Consider the following 15,364-nt stretch of genomic DNA (forward strand, 5'->3'; position numbering starts at 1 on the left):
CGCAAAACGGCGTTGGGAAGAAAGACCGGGGTTGACTCATGTCCGTCTCGATGAATGACACGGTCATTCAGCGGTTGCGGGAAAGCCGTTTGCTCGACGAAGAGCAATGGCGCGAGTTGCTTCGCGACAACCGCCTGCCCGACGCCGAGGGCGCTTTGAATTGGCTGAAAGAGCGTAATCTCCTCACCGATTGGCAAATCGCGGAGTTGCTGCGAGGTCGCCGCGATTTCTTCCTGGGAAAGTATCGACTGCTGCGACTGCTGGGGCGGGGCGGCATGGGCGAGGTCTACTTGGCCGAGCATGTCACCATGCATCGCCGCGCCGCGGTGAAACTGATTTCGCCTCGCATCAGCCGCAATCCGCAGGCCGTCGAACAATTCCTCACGGAAGCCCGGTCCATCGCCGCGCTCGACCACCCCAACATCGTCCACGCCTATAACGTCGATACGTGGGGCGACCACTACTACTTGGTCATGGAATACGTGGAAGGCGAGAGCCTGCAAGAGTTGGTGGATGCTCACGGTCCCTTGCCGATCCCGGAAGCCGCGGACGGCATACGGCAATGCGCCGAGGGTCTAAGCCACGTACACGACCATGGGATTTTGCACTGCGACATCAAGCCGGCCAACCTTCTCATCAATGGGCAAGGGGTGGTGAAGATTTTGGACTTGGGTATGGCCCGGCTCATTCAAGGAGAGCGCGCCGCCGGCGCCCAGCCTCAGGACGGCCTTCTGGGGAGCGTCGATTACATGGCCCCGGAAATGGCCATGCAAGACGGTTCCCTCGACCGACGCGCGGACATCTACTCGTTGGGCTGCACCTTCTTCTTCGCCCTGACGGGGCGCGGCCCGTTCGCCGAGGGCACCGTGGCGGAACGCATTCTGAAGCATCAGATGGCGCCGCCGCCTTCCTTGACATCATTGAGGCCCGATGTGCCGGAGGAACTGGCCCGACTGTGCGAATGGATGTTGGCGAAATCGCCGAACGATCGTCCGGACCACGCCGGATTAATCGTCAAAGCGATTCGGCAGTGGGAGGAGAGTCACGCGCGGTACTTGGTGCGAGCCAGGCCCCTGGAAGACATCGAGGAAGAAAAGGACTTGCCGGCGGAGGCGGAATCCGCGGGACCCGCGTTTTCGCCGGAGGTCGCCGCGGAGTCGGCGGCGACAACGCCGATCGCGGTGACGCCGCCCGGTCGCACTTCCAGCGGCGTCAAGACCGTCGACGCGGCAAGCCGGAAAGAGTCTCAAACCGTTAAACGCAAGTTGAACCCGGCCCTCATCGCCGGGGCGATCGTGCTAGCGGTCGCCGTTGCCGTGTTCTTATTGCTAGGCTCGCTCCGCGGCGGCACCGCTCCCACAAGTTCCGAGCCGACGCCATCGGTCGCCCCGAAAGCTAGCACGCCGAGCGACGAGGAAACGGACGAGTTTCAGCGCGGCATCGAGGAGTTCATGCGTCGGGAAAAGGCGAAAGCGTCCGCCGAATCCCCCTCGGAGTCTCCCTCAAAGCCCGGCGGTTGAGACTTCGCCGAGTAGTAATCTTTCCGCTAACCGCTCGCTCGTGTCACGGTGGACGGCGTTCTCGGGGGTACGATCTGGCCGTATCCGTGGTGATAGCGATCGTACCATTTCCGGGCCTCGTCGGGCGGAATTGTCAGCGGTCCGCCCAATTGCGCGGCGAGAAAGGCCTTTTGGGCCACGTCCTCCAACACGATCGCCAGCTTGACGGAATCGAGCGCCGTCGGTCCCCACGTGAACGCGCCGTGGTTGGCGAGCAAGATGGCCGGGGCCCGATTGCGGTGACGAATGATGGCCTGGCCTATATTGTTCCCGTCGTTATCAACGTACGGAGCGCAGGGAATCTCCGCTCCGAAGTGATCGGCGATTGGCGTCAGGCACAACGGGATGGCACGCCCCGCCGCCGCCCAGGCCGTGGCATACGTACTGTGCGTGTGGGTGATTCCCTGGACCCCCGGCAGATTTCGATAGAGATGGAGGTGATGCGGCAGGTCCACGCTGGGCCGCAAACGGGAATCGACCACTTTGCCGGTAATCAACTCCACGGTTACCATGTCGTCGGGAGTCATGGTTTCATAATCCACGCCCGACGGTTTGATGACCAACCGCCCGCTCTCGCGGTCCAGGCCGCTGACGTTTCCCGAGTGAAGACATACCAACCCGTGTTGAGCGAGGAGTTTATTCGCCAAACAGACCTGTTCTCGCAGTTCCCTCAAATCCATGGCCGATTCCTTTGTGGGAGGCCCGCTTGCGGCGGTATATTCAGTTCGCACCGGCAACACGGTCGGAATACAACCGCATCACCTTTTCATTCTACGCCGGAGGCGACGAACCTATTCTACTCGGGAAGCCTATTTTTCGCCGCGAACTCGTTTGCGGATGGCAATGAGTCGCTTCATCACGTCATAAACGTCGGCTTGGACGTTCGGCATTCCGAAGGCGTCGTGCAGTCGACGATACAGCGAATACAGTTCGGCGTAGACTTCCGCCGCGGCCTTTCGGGGACGAAACACCACGGACTTGGTGCCGGTCATGCGTTGCTGCGCCCTCTCCACGGACGGGTAGGCTCCACCCACCACCGCCCCAAACACCGCTGCACCGAGGGCGCAGGTCTGGGACGCTCGACTGATCTTCATGGGCCGATTGCAGACATCCGCGTAAATCTGCATGACGAAGGGGTTCTTCTCGGCGATACCGCCGCAGTTGACGACCTCCTTGACCTCCACGCCGTACTCTTCGAACCGCTTGATGATGGTCAACGCTCCGAAGGCCGTGGCCTCCACCAGGGCGCGATAGATCTCCGGAGCGGTGGTGGCCAGCGTCTGCCCGACCAAAAGCCCCGTCAGAAGCGGATCGACCAAGATCGTCCGATTGCCGTTGTTCCAATCGAGGGCCAACAAACCGTTCTCGCCGGGCTTGAGCGTTTCGGCCTGACGCGTCAGGTTGACATGCGGGTCGCCCTTCGCGGAATACGCCGCGGGCGTGAGATGCTGCACAAACCAGTGAAAGATATCGCCCACCGCGGACTGACCGGCCTCCAACCCGTACATGCCGGGCACGATCGAATGCGGAACGATTCCGCACAGTCCCGGTATATCCGGAAGGTTTTGATCGAGGGGCACGACCATCATGTCGCAGGTGCTGGTACCGATGATCTTGACCAAGGTACCGGGCTTGATTCCCGCCCCCACGGCGCCCATGTGAGCATCGAAGGCCCCCACCGCCACCGGGATTCCCGCCGGCAATCCGACCTTCTTGGCCACGGCGGGATCGAGGCGACCCGCCTCACGGTCGGAGGGTAATGCCCGATCGGCGTAGCGGCGCCGAACCTTGACCAAATCCGGGTCCAGAGCGGCCAAAAACTCCTCGCTCGGCAAACCGCCCCAAGACTCGTGGTACATGGCCTTGTGCCCCGCGGCACAGATCGAACGCGGCATCGTCTCGGGCTTGAGATTTCCGGTAATGAAACCGGGCACGAAATCCGCCAATTCCACCCAGGCATAAGCCGCTTGAAAGACCTTTGGGTGTGCCCTGCGGCAATGTAAAATCTTGGACCAGAACCATTCCGAACTGTAGGTCCCGCCGCATTTGGCCAAATAGGGCAGGCCCATCTCTCGGGCCTTTTCAGTGATCTCGCTCGCCTCTTGGTAGGAAGTATGGTCCTTCCACAACCAAGCCTGCGCGGCCGGATTTTGCTGAAACTGCTTTTTGAACGCCAGCGGCATGCCGTCCTGATCCACCGGCAAGGGCGTGGAACCGGTGGTGTCGATTCCGATTCCCACGACGTTCTCCGGCAGGAAACCCGCATTTCGCGGAATGGCTCGAATCGCGCCGCGCACCGAGCGATAAAACCCTTCCACGTAGTCGGCCGGGTTTTGCCTGGCCAAGTTCGGATTCTTCGGGTCGAGGATGACTCCGTGCTCGCCGCTCGGGTACGGGAAGACGGACGTTGCCACCTCCGAACCGTCGGCGACATCCACGACGACCGCCCGAACGCTGTTGGTACCGTAATCCACCCCGATGGCGAACCGACGCTCTCCCCGCTTAGCCATGATCGACTCCTCGCTCGGCTTCTCACGAACCCCTAAGATAAGCAACCTCGCTGCTCAGCCCGTCACGGAACCTTTAAGGGGCATCCTCACTTTTCCAGGCCTAAATGATTTGTCCACTTGCCGGGACCGAACCCCGACTCGGTCGTGTTTCCGAAGTCCTAGGCTAGCGTCTTCCACGCCCGCCGACAAGATGCAAGGCGACGCTTCGCCCAGCCCTCGGCCAACCGACCGATCGCCTTTCGACGCCGCTGCCGGCGCAAGATCGCGACCGACTCTCCCAAGACCACTTTAGGTCCTTCGTCAATGCCGTTCTCGGGAAAACAAGGGCGAGTTGTCACGATCATCGCCGTGCCTTACCATCGTTCTTTGTGACGGCATGCAGGCATGTCGCCTTCCCAATTTGCCCGTGTCGGTTTCGTAATCGCGATGTTGACGACCGTGGTCGCCGGTCTCTGCGGCCCGGATCGAGCTTGGTCGCGCGACCGATTCACCCTTCTACAAATGCTTACCGGTACAAGGAAACCTTTTTCCATGAACGCACCCGCAAACCCCAACCATGTCGAGGCGGAACTGCGCCGGCGTCTGTACGACTCCTACAAGAACCGCGCCATGATCTATTGGCATTTGTTCGAAGAATTGTCGGCCGAATTGGGCGCCCAGCGGGCCGAAGCGGTCATGAAGCGGGCGATCCGGCGCCGCGGAGAGGAGGTCGGCCGAAAGTTTCGTCCCTATGCCCCCAAGAATCTCGAAGGCTTGAAGGCGGCGTTCTTGGGCGACATTCCGGACGAGGGGCGGATGTTCCAACCGGAAGTGCTGCAAAGCTCGGCGGAAGGTTTGGATATCTATTTCCACCGCTGCCCCTTGCGGGAGGCGTGGCAGGAGGCCGGACTGTCCGACGAGTTGACGGCAACGCTCTGCCGCATCGCGGCCGAGGTGGACTACGGCACGTTCGAAGGCGCCGGTTTTCGATTCTGCGCCGATACTTGGCAACCCGGCGAGACCGGATGCTGCCGCCTGCACATTCGGCCCGGCGCGTGACACCGGGTCAAGACGGCCTCTCAAACAGTCTTTACGTGGGAGATCATAATATGCAGATTCTGATTGCCGAGGACCAACTGCGGGAAACGGTGGACCGTCTGGCGCGGCAGATCGAGGAGACCTACTCGGGCCGCAAACTCACGATCGTCGGCCTGCTGCTGGGTAGCGTGGCGTTCTTGGCGGACTTGATTCGCAAGATCAGCATTCCCTACGAGTTGGAAATGGTGTCCTCTCGCCAACCGATGGACAACTCCGAGCGTCCCGGACCGCTCGTCATCAACCCCGACGTGTTGGCCCCGGTTGTCGAGGGCCGCGACGTGCTGGTGGTCAAAGACATTTTCGATACGGGCGAAACGCTTTGGGAGCTGATTCCACAACTCGACGACCTGGGCGCCGCGCGCGTGCGTTCCGTCGTGCTGCTGGTCAAGGAAGGTCGTCGTCGCATGCCCGTCCAACCCGACTTCAAGGGATGCGACATTCCGGACCTATTCGTGGTGGGCTACGGGATGGACCACCTGGGCAAGTATCGGCACTTGCCGTACGTAGCCGCTTTGGACCCGGACGAAATCGCCGCGGAGTCGCCATCGTGAAGGCCCGGCCTCGCGTCGTACTAATCACGCGACGATTTTGGCCGCTGATCGGCGGAGCCGAGCGATTCATGGCCGAGTTGGGCGCCGGACTGGTCGGCCGAGGATGCCCCGTAACGCTATTGACGGCCCGATTGGACCCATCCTGGCCGAATTGCATCCAATTCCGGGGCTTTCCGGTTGTACGTTTGCCCAATCCCAATGTGCGGTTTTGGGGCACGCTGCGATACATGCAGGCCCTGATAAGCCGACTGAGGCGGCACGCGGGCGAATACGACATCGTGTACACGGCCATGCTGAAACACGATGCCTGGGCGGCGATCCGGGCCGTTTCGCGGACTCATCCGGTCGTTCTTTTCGCCCCGGGAAGCGGTCCCACGGGCGACTGCGCATGGCAGGAAACCGCGCTTCTAGGCACCCACATCCGCCGCGTCTGCCGCCGCGCGGACGCCGTGACGGCCCCCAGCCCACAAGTCTTCGAAGAATTGGTCGCCGCCGGTTATCCGCCTGACCGCTTGCACCTTCTTCCCCACGGGATCGTCGTCCGAGCGAAGCGGACTCCCGGCGACCGCAATCTCGCAAGAGATGCGTTAGGGCGTATCCAACCGCAACTGCGACTCGCCGACTCCGACGTCATGAGCGTTTACGTGGGCCGACTCCATCCCGGAAAAGGGTTGCTCGAGTTGGTCGAAGCCTGGGAAACCGTCGTTCGCCGGCATTCCCACGCCTTTCTTTGGTTGGTGGGCGAAGGTCCGCTGGAGCAGGAGTTGCGACATGCCATTCGTGCGCGCAACCTGCAACACCGCGTGATGCTGCCGGGGGCCTTCGACGACGTTCGCGACTTTCTGTTGGCGGCCGATTGTTTCGTTTTCCCCTCGCACCAGGAGGGAATGCCGCTGGCGATTCTGGAGGCCATGGAGGCGGCCTTGCCCATCGTCGCCACCGACATCCCCGGCAATCGCTTGTTGATCCGACCGGATCGCGAGGGTATGCTCGTGCCGGTACGGTCGCCCGACGCACTCAGCCGCGCCGTATCGCGTCTGCTGGAGGAACCGGAATTGGCGCAATCGCTGGCCGCCGGCGCGAGGGCGCGAGTGGAAGCCGAATTCGGTTTCGAAAAGGTCCTCGATGCGCATCTCGACCTTTTCTCGCGGCTGCTGGACCGTCGAAGAATATCCGCCGCATGAGATGCTCCCACCGCCGTTTCATGCCGCCGGTTCCCTCTAACGCGGGACGGTTTCGCCGCGTGCCCCGCCCGAAGCGGCGCACATGTTCGTCTTGACCGCAACCGCAAGGACTGATAAACCGAGTAAGAAACGCGAGGACCGTCGCGGACTTGCCCTCCGAGCGTCCGACAGAACGCGGATCACTTCCTCGGCACGAGGGTTCGGCGTATCTTTTCGTCGCTGGAATGAAGGCCGATGAGTTTCGCCGACAACCTTCCAACCACTGGAAAGCATAGGGATCGCATTTCGTGTCCGAAACGGGAACCGTCCTGCACATCATCCCCACGCTGGACCAAGCGGGAGCGGAAAAGCAGTTGACGCTGCTGGCCGCCGAGTTGAAGCGCCGCGGATGGCCGGTGCATGTGTGCGCCCTGACGCGGAGCGGTCCGTACGAAAAGGACTTGGAATCGGCCGGCGTCCCCGTGACGGTCATCGGCAAGGCCGCCAAGCTCGATCCCCGGGCCTATCTAAGGCTTCGGCGATTCATTGGGCAACTTCGCCCGGATATTGTTCAGACCTGGCTTTTCGCGGCCAATGCCTACGGTCGTTGGGCGGCATGGCGGACCGGCGTACCTCATATCGTAGGCTCGGAACGATGCGCGGATGATTGGAAATCGTGGTGGCATTTCCGTATCGATCGCTTCTTGGCTCGGCTCAGTGATGCGATTGTAGCGAACGGACGTTACGTCCAAGACTTCTACGTCGCCCACGGAATACCCCGGGACAAGATCGTCGTCATTCCCAACGCCGTCCTCGAACCGCCGGCACCTTCGGATTCCCGCCGGGCCATGCTGTTGGAATTCGGCCTGCCGGACGATGCCCGGGTGATCGCGCTCGTGGGCCGTCTTTGGCCGCAAAAGCGAGTCGAAGACGCGATTTGGGCGACCGATCTCTTGAAGCGAATCCGCGACGACGTCCATCTGCTCATCATCGGAGACGGCCCCCTGCGGGAAAGATTGACGCAATACCGCGACGACATCGAAATCGCGGATCGAGTCCACTTCGTCGGCCATCGCACGGACCTTGCCCGCTGGATGCCGCACTTCGACGTGCTTTGGAACACCAGCGCCTACGAAGGCCAATCCAACGCCGTGCTGGAGGCCATGGCCTGCGGCGTGCCGGTGGTCGCCGCGGATATCCCCGCCAATCGTGAACTGATCGTGCCGGATGAGACGGGTTATTTGGTCCCGGCGGGGAAGAGCGGCAGGGCGCCCTTGGCCGCCAAGACGAAAAAACTCCTCGAAGCCGAGGACCTGCGTCGTCGCATGGGAGAGGCCGCTCGCCGGCGTGCCCGCGAGGAATTCAGCCTCGCGCGGATGGCGGAGGCCTACTGCCGGCTTTACAAAGAATTGCTCAAGAAGACGCCGAGTCGGTCCGGCGATCCGCACGCCTGAGCGCAAACCTCTTGCCGCATGATCGAAGGAGAACGGCCCGATGTGTGGGATTGCCGGCGCGGTGTGGACCGACTCTCGGTTGGCTCTGGACGCGCCGACACTGCAACGCATGGCCGACGCGCTGCGACACCGCGGCCCCGACGACCAAGGCTACCTGATCCGAACCGTACCGCCGTCGGCGACGTCGCCGAGAATCTCGGTCGGTCTCGCGCACCGTCGCCTCTCCATCATCGACCTCTCCGGCGGTCGTCAACCGATGAGCAACGAGGACGATTCCGTCCACATCGTCTTCAACGGCGAAATCTACAACTTTCGGGCTCTCCGCGAGCGACTCCAGGGGCAAGGCCATCGCTTCCGCACGCACTCCGATACCGAGGTTCTCATCCACCTATACGAACAGGAGGGCGAAGACTTCCTGGAATTCGTGAACGGCATGTTCGCGTTCGCATTGTGGGACGAGGGACGCAGGCGATTGATCCTAGCGCGCGACCGCCTGGGGGAAAAGCCCTTGGTGTACCGCTTGGAGCAGGGCCGCCTGGTTTTCGCAAGCGAGTTGAAGGCTCTGCTTGCCGTGCCGGGCATGCCGACCGAGGTGGATCCCGCGTCGGTGGACGCCTACCTGGCCTACCAATACGTGCCCCATCCGCGGACGATCTATCGCGGCATTTCCAAACTCCCCCCGGCCCACATGGCCGTTTACGAAAACGGCGAATTGCGGATTCGTCCCTATTGGAATCCCGACTTCAATCACGAAATGACGGATCGCGAGGCCGACGACGCCTGCGACCGACTTCGCTCGCTGCTGAGCGATTCCGTGCGTATCCGCCTCGAATCCGAGGTCCCCTTGGGGGCCTTTCTCTCCGGAGGAATCGACTCGACGATCATCGTCGGCTTGATGCGGCAATTCTCGTCTTCACCGGTCAAGACCTTCTCGATCGGTTTCCCCATCGCCGAGTACGACGAGACCGACTACGCCAAGACGGCGGCGCAAGCCTTCGGCACGGAACATCACGAGTTTCGCGTGGAACCGGACGCGGTCCAAATCTTGGACCGGCTGGTTTGGCACTATGACGAACCCTTCGCCGACAGCTCCGCCATTCCCACCTGGTATGTGTCGCGCGAAACTCGAGCGCACGTGACCGTAGCCTTGACCGGAGACGGAGGTGATGAGTTGTTCGCGGGCTACCCGCGCTATTGGGCCATGAGCATCGGACAGCGGTTCGACGCCCTACCCTCCGCCGTGCGCGGACTGCTGGCCTCGCCGTGGTGGCGTGCCCTACCCCAACGCCGCCAGAAATCGTTTTGGAGTCGCCTGCGCCGGTTCGCCGAGTCGCTGCAACTCTCCCCGCAACGCCGCTATTTGGATTGGATCGCAATCTTTAATTCAGCGCGGCGGGCCGAGTTGTATTCCAATTCGTTCCTCGAGGCTCTCGACGGTTACGATCCCGCCGAATTTCTAGAAGAGAGCTACGCCCGATCCTGCCGTCGGGACATTATCACTTCCACCACCCTGGCCGACTTGACGACCTACCTTCCCTGCGACCTGATGGTAAAGGTCGATATCGCGTCCATGGCCCACAGCCTGGAGACGCGCCCGCCCTTCCTCGATCACCGCGTCGTCGAATTGGCCGCTGCGCTGCCGATCGGAGCGAAACTGCGAGGGAGAAAGGGCAAGCGGATTCTGCTCCGGGCGTTCTCCGATTTGATTCCGCCGACCATTTTGCGGCGCGGCAAGATGGGGTTCGGCGTCCCCCTCGACCACTGGTTTCGCGGACCGCTATCCCGTCCGACACGAAACGTCCTGCTCGATGAGCGGACGCTCAGTCGGGGCTGGTTTCGCCCGGACGCCGTGCGGCGGCTAATTGACGAACACCTATCCGGAACGTGGAACCACAGCCATCGCATTTGGGCTTTGCTGTTCTTCGAATTGTGGCAACGCCGCTGGATCGATCACGATTCCGAGTCCTTCGTCGCGGCCTTGAGAGCGGACTCCTAGCGGATTTGTTCGACGGGATCTGCCGGCACACACGATCGCTACAAGCCAAAACACATGGCGATCCTGCGACTTTGCGAAGCCTCCGCCTGCAAAAATTCCGGGACGATTTCTCCGAACAGCCTAACCGTACACGCCTTCCGTATTTCCGCAGCGCAAACGACCGAGCTATAGCTCCTTGCGACTCCCAAGGGCAAGCCGAAATCGGATTCTTTGCGGCTTGAACAAAACGCCGGAGCGGTTGCGTGCCCGTTCCAGGCCAAAAGTTCCGCACAGGCTTCGCAAGGCAGTACCGCCCGCGGCTGCGGTGCCGATACAATGTGACAAGGAGCCAACCGCCGAGGAACCGGGAAGGGAGGCAACCGGCGGTCGAACCCGCGCAATCCCACGGTGAGTGCTCCGCCCTCGGTCGGGGCGATTCGCATCGCCCCCCTATGTACGCGGAAAGGGAGTTTGCCTTCAGCGAACCCGCGGAAACCGTTGCTCGAGGAGACCGGCAATGAGCGCAACGCAAGAACGCATCGTGGCCGTGATTTTGGCCGGCGGAAAAGGTTCACGGTTGGACCCGTTGACGCGGGATCGGGCCAAGCCCGCCGTTCCCTTCGGCGGCGCCTACCGCATCATCGACTTCACCATGTCGAACTGCCTGAATAGCGGTCTGCGGAAGATATTGATTCTCACTCAATACAAGGCGATGAGCCTCGACCGCCACATCAATGTGGGCTGGCAGCGCTATTTCTGCCGTGAATTGGGCGAGTTCGCCGACGTCGTCCCTCCCCAGCAGCGCATCGACGAAAACTGGTACCAGGGTACGGCGGACGCCGTTTATCAAAACATCTACGCCATCGAGAAAGAGCACCCGGACTACGTCGTCATCCTGGCGGGCGATCACATCTACAAGATGAATTACCGGCGACTCGTGGAATATCACATCGCACAAGGGGCCGACGCCACGATCGGCGTCCTCAAGGAACGATGCGAGACGGCAAGTCGCCAATTCGGCGTCCTCGAGGTCGATGCGTCGAGTCGCGTCGTCGGCTTCGAAGAGAAACCGGAATTCCCCAAATCGATCCCCCAGGAACCGGGATGGTGCTATGCCTCGATGGGTATTTACGTCTTTCCCGCCCGGTTTTTGTTCGAGGAATTGTGCCGCGACGCCACCAAGCGCGGCAGCACGCACGATTTCGGCCGCGATGTGATTCCCTCCATCCTGCAAGCCCACCGAGTGTTCGCGTATCCCTTCATGGACGAGAATCGCAAGCGGAATTCGTACTGGCGCGACGTGGGGACCCTGGACAGTTTTTACGCGGCCAACATGGACCTGGTGGGCGTGGACCCGGAACTGAACCTCTACGACGAACGTTGGCCCATCCGCACCTACCAGCCCAACTATCCGCCTCCCAAGTTCGTCTTCGCGGATCCGCAGCGACGCGGTCAAGCCCTGGACAGCATCGTTTGCAACGGGACGATCATTTCGGGCGGCACGGTGCGGCGATCCATCCTCGGCCACCGCGTCAGGATCAATAGCTACGCCACGGTCGAGGACTCCATCCTGTTCGAGGGCGTCGAGGTGGGACGCCACGCCAAGGTTCGCCGTGCGATCATCGACAAGCGCGTTCGTATTCCGGAGGGCATGGAGATCGGCTACGATCCCAGCGCCGATCGCGCGCGAGGCTTCGTCGTCACGGAAAGCGGCATCACCGTGATCGCCAAGGCGGAAAGCACGGTCACGTACTGGGAACATGCCCTGGAACGGGATCCTTGATCGACGTTATCTGATCATATGCATCGCCCGGCGTTCGCCCGCGCCGCCCGCGTGCGACCATCCTTCGCGAAACAGCACGGTTCCCGAAAGTTCGAGGGTAGTTTGACGGGCCGGATTGCGGCAATATAATGAAAAATGACGCCCACCGACACCATTGGAGTGTCGTCCTGCGCCACCCCTGCGTTCTCAATTTCGGAGGTTTCTGCCGTGTCCCTGCCCTTCGCGGTCTTCTTTGGAATGCCCGGGCCGATGGAGATGCTCATCATCGGCGTCATCATCTTACTGCTGTTTGGAAACCGTCTTCCCGGCGTCATGAGATCCCTTGGAAGAGGTGTAGTGGAATTCAAGAAGGGTCTTTCCGGCGAGGATGACGGCACGGATAAGGTCGTTACCGACGAGAAAAAAGACTCCAAATCGACGTGATCTCGCCTCGCGGTCCTTCACCGCGAATGGCGGACCTACATAAGCGGAGGTGGCTTGTATGGCTCCGTTATGGGCCCAATTCGGCATGCCGGGTGGAGGAGAGATGATCATCATCATGATCGTCGCTCTGCTGCTGTTCGGCAATCGTCTCCCACAGGTCGCGCGGTCCGTGGGACGCAGTTTCATGGAATTCAAGAAAGGCCTGCAAGGGATTGAGGACGAGTTGAGGTCGGCGGCGACCGAGACGACCAAGCCGACACCCCAGAAATCGCGCGAAAACGAAGAAGACAAACAAACGAACCCCGCCCCCAAGTTCGTTCCCCCTAGCGCGGAACCGCAAGAAGAACCCGCCTCGCAGCAGGCGTGAGTTCCGCTTCTTGCTTCTTTCTTACGTGATATCCCAAAAAATCCGTCGCCTCGCCTTCCCAAGGCCTTTGCGCATGGTCGCCGCGATCCGCTTGGGTGGGTGAGAGCGGTTTCCGTTCTTTTCTTTACCGTCGCTCGGTCGGCGATCTCGCATTCTCCGCCGAGGCATCGCTTGCCTCGCCGTGCGCGCCGGTCGATTGCCGCGATCCCAGGTCTCATCGTTTCCGTGGAACAACCCCTTGAGGCGGATCCCTCAAGCCCGCTTTCACCCGGCGGAACGCAAGTTTTTCCGGCTTGACGCCGATACGGTACAAAAGTACATTACATGTACATGCGTACCTACCACCGGGCCGGAGGATTGACGACCTCCCATGAACACCGCCGCGAACTCCGCCGAGACGCCCTCGCTCGCCGAGCCTTCCGTTCGCCGGGTGGTGGAAGACCTACGTCGGCGTCTGGAGGGATTGCGGCCCCTTCCCACCACCATCGGTCCGCGACTGCAAACCGGCTTTCGGGAAATCGACGAAGAACTGCTCGGCGGAGGCGTTTCTCCCGCATCCCTCGTGGAATGGCTTGCCGATCGCCCCGGTTCCGGCGCCGAAGAGATGGCGCTGCGATTGGCGACTGCGGCCTGTCGCGACGGAGGAACGGCGGTGATCGTGGACGATACGGGCACGTTCCATCCCCCGGCGGCGTTCCGGCGCGGACTCGATCCGGCGAGAACCGTTCTCATCCGCCCGGCGTCGCATCGGGATGCCGTCTGGGCGGTCCACCAATGCCTTGCCGACGAAAGCGTGGCGGCGGTGCTCGCCGCATTTCCCCGACTGAACGACGTCGTACCGCGAAGGTTTCAATTGGCCGTCGAGCGAGGCGGCGGACTGGGGCTGATCCTGCGACCGGCGGCGGCACGGGCCGATCCTTGCTGGGCTGCCGTTCGCTTCCTAGTGGAACCGCTGCCTTGGCCGCAGCCGGGCGACACGGCATCCGAGGCTCGGCGACTGCGGATTCGTCTGCTGGCCGCCCGGGGAATGATTCCCGGACGCAGCGTGGAGATCCTCGTCCATGAACCGACGTATCCTTTGTCTGATGATCGGCGACTGGCCGAAAGATGCAACGCACTGGCCGCGCCCGACCCGCCGCGAAGACGACTCCGAGGGTAATGCAAAGCGTTCACTCCGCGACGTACTGGCCGAAAGATTGACCCGGTACACGCCTAGCATTGCGCCGAATCCCCTCGACGATCGCGCTTTGATTTTGGACATCACGGGGCTGTCGCACCTTATTTCCTCGGAATCGGCCCTGATACGGGACATTCTGGCTGATTGCGAGGACTTGGGGACGCCGCCGGTCCGCATCGCCTTCGGAGATACCATCGGCATGGCCGGCATCTTCGCGCGAGAACCGGCGTTCCTTACCGAGGGCGTCGCTGCTTCCCCGCCTCTTTCCCGGGTGTATTGGATTCCGCCGGGTCGAGGCATCGCGTTCCTTCGCCGGTATCCCATTACGGCGCTGGGGTTTCAGCGGGAAGTCGCGGTTTGGTGCCGAGAATTAGGCATCCGGACGGTCGCCGACTTCATGGAGATACCGGCCGACGAAGTCGCCGCCAAATTCGGCCTCGATACGCGGCGGCGGTGGGAGGAAATCCTGGGCCATCGGGCGGAACTTCTCCCTGCCTGGCAACCTCCGGAAGAGAGATCCGTAACGCAATGGTTGGAATACCCCAGTACCTCGCCCGAGGCGTTGGCCTTTTGCCTACAGCGCGCCGTGGAGCTTTTGGTGTTTCAACCCGCGAGGAAGGATCTCGGCATTACGAGACTGAAGGTCGCCATCCATTGCGAGGACGGCGGAAACGTGGAGGAAGAACTGGAATTTTTCACCCCCGCCGTGGATCCTCGCGGCATTCTGGAGGTGATTCATTTGCGTCTGGAACGTCGCCGCTTTTCGGCGGCGGTGTCGGGAGTGCGTCTTGAAGCCCTCGAGACCGCCCCTTTGAACCTGCGCCCGCGTCCGATGTTCGAGGAATGGCCGGGAGAAAGGCGACGAACCGAAAGGTGGGGACGCTTGGCGGAAAGGCTTGTCGCCCGATTGGGCGAGGATCGAGTGCTCCAACCCGTTTTGCGGGCGGAATACGAACCGGAACTGGCTTGGCGAGGAGTTCCGCTGTTTACCGCCCGAAAGCAAAAACGGAACCGACGGCACTCCCCGCCGCTTCCCGAAGTCGGCCCCAGACCGACGCGGTTATATGCCCGACCGATTCCGATTCCGGTCGTGGCGGCGCATCCCGACGGTCCGCCCTATCGCTGTTTTTACGAGGGAAAATGGTTTTCCGTGGTTCGGGCCTGGGGACCGGAGCGGATCGAAACCGGGTGGTGGCGCGGCCGATTGACCGCACGCGATTACTACCGCACGGAATGGGAAAACGGCTCGCACTTTTGGCTGTACCGACGACTGCAAGACGCGCGTTGGTTCCTTCACGGTCGCTTCGACTGATCTTGGACGGACG

13 protein-coding genes are annotated in these 15,364 nt (G+C 61.8%); 11 read left to right on the plus strand and 2 right to left on the minus strand.

Annotation, left to right across the window (positions count from 1 at the left end; translation table 11 throughout):
• The first annotated feature begins 38 nt into the window (after nucleotides 1–38).
• Nucleotides 39–1,520, plus strand: coding sequence for a serine/threonine protein kinase (locus tag ACYQ6J_RS11170; RefSeq protein WP_460184267.1), 1,482 nt, complete (start codon nucleotides 39–41; stop codon nucleotides 1,518–1,520).
• Nucleotides 1,521–1,546: 26 nt separating this feature from the next.
• Here the strand turns inward: ACYQ6J_RS11170 and ACYQ6J_RS11175 are convergent, their stop codons facing one another.
• The gene (locus tag ACYQ6J_RS11175) at nucleotides 1,547–2,239 is read right to left on the minus strand and encodes a class II aldolase/adducin family protein (protein WP_460184268.1); all 693 of its coding nucleotides are present in this window, start codon (nucleotides 2,237–2,239) and stop codon (nucleotides 1,547–1,549) included.
• A gap of 129 nt (nucleotides 2,240–2,368) precedes the next feature.
• Complete coding sequence (locus ACYQ6J_RS11180; protein ID WP_460184269.1) at nucleotides 2,369–4,069, minus strand: ribulokinase; 1,701 nt, start codon at nucleotides 4,067–4,069, stop codon at nucleotides 2,369–2,371.
• 531 nt (nucleotides 4,070–4,600) lie between these two features.
• Here ACYQ6J_RS11180 and ACYQ6J_RS11185 point away from each other — a divergent pair.
• The 10 genes from ACYQ6J_RS11185 to ACYQ6J_RS11230 all read left to right on the plus strand — a co-directional run bounded on the left by ACYQ6J_RS11185 (nucleotide 4,601) and on the right by ACYQ6J_RS11230 (nucleotide 15,351).
• Nucleotides 4,601–5,107, plus strand: coding sequence for an L-2-amino-thiazoline-4-carboxylic acid hydrolase (locus ACYQ6J_RS11185; protein WP_460184270.1), 507 nt, complete (start codon nucleotides 4,601–4,603; stop codon nucleotides 5,105–5,107).
• 50 nt (nucleotides 5,108–5,157) lie between these two features.
• Nucleotides 5,158–5,697 carry a phosphoribosyltransferase gene (locus tag ACYQ6J_RS11190; protein ID WP_460184271.1) on the plus strand — a complete coding sequence of 180 codons (540 nt, stop codon included), beginning with the start codon at nucleotides 5,158–5,160 and terminating at the stop codon, nucleotides 5,695–5,697.
• Nucleotides 5,694–6,881, plus strand: a complete 1,188-nt coding sequence (locus tag ACYQ6J_RS11195) for a glycosyltransferase family 4 protein (RefSeq protein WP_460184272.1) — start codon at nucleotides 5,694–5,696, stop codon at nucleotides 6,879–6,881. The genes ACYQ6J_RS11190 and ACYQ6J_RS11195 overlap by 4 nt, the downstream gene beginning before the upstream one ends.
• Before the next feature lie 287 nt (nucleotides 6,882–7,168).
• Nucleotides 7,169–8,314, plus strand: a complete 1,146-nt coding sequence (locus tag ACYQ6J_RS11200; protein ID WP_460184273.1) for a glycosyltransferase — start codon at nucleotides 7,169–7,171, stop codon at nucleotides 8,312–8,314.
• Nucleotides 8,315–8,354: 40 nt separating this feature from the next.
• The gene (gene asnB / locus ACYQ6J_RS11205) at nucleotides 8,355–10,310 is read left to right on the plus strand and encodes an asparagine synthase (glutamine-hydrolyzing) (RefSeq protein WP_460184274.1); all 1,956 of its coding nucleotides are present in this window, start codon (nucleotides 8,355–8,357) and stop codon (nucleotides 10,308–10,310) included.
• Between the two features lie 496 nt (nucleotides 10,311–10,806).
• The gene (glgC, locus tag ACYQ6J_RS11210; RefSeq protein WP_460184275.1) at nucleotides 10,807–12,072 is read left to right on the plus strand and encodes a glucose-1-phosphate adenylyltransferase; all 1,266 of its coding nucleotides are present in this window, start codon (nucleotides 10,807–10,809) and stop codon (nucleotides 12,070–12,072) included.
• Between the two features lie 207 nt (nucleotides 12,073–12,279).
• Entirely contained in the window at nucleotides 12,280–12,495 is a 216-nt protein-coding gene (locus ACYQ6J_RS11215) for a Sec-independent protein translocase subunit TatA/TatB (protein ID WP_460184276.1), read from the plus strand.
• Nucleotides 12,496–12,553: 58 nt separating this feature from the next.
• Nucleotides 12,554–12,862, plus strand: coding sequence for a Sec-independent protein translocase subunit TatA/TatB (locus tag ACYQ6J_RS11220; RefSeq protein WP_460184277.1), 309 nt, complete (start codon nucleotides 12,554–12,556; stop codon nucleotides 12,860–12,862).
• Nucleotides 12,863–13,232: 370 nt separating this feature from the next.
• Complete coding sequence (locus ACYQ6J_RS11225; RefSeq protein WP_460184278.1) at nucleotides 13,233–14,021, plus strand: ImuA family protein; 789 nt, start codon at nucleotides 13,233–13,235, stop codon at nucleotides 14,019–14,021.
• Complete coding sequence (locus ACYQ6J_RS11230) at nucleotides 13,924–15,351, plus strand: DNA polymerase Y subunit UmuC family protein (protein ID WP_460184279.1); 1,428 nt, start codon at nucleotides 13,924–13,926, stop codon at nucleotides 15,349–15,351. Before ACYQ6J_RS11225 ends, ACYQ6J_RS11230 begins: the two co-directional genes overlap by 98 nt.
• Nucleotides 15,352–15,364: the final 13 nt, after the last annotated feature.

Source organism: Thermopirellula anaerolimosa (assembly GCF_054657335.1).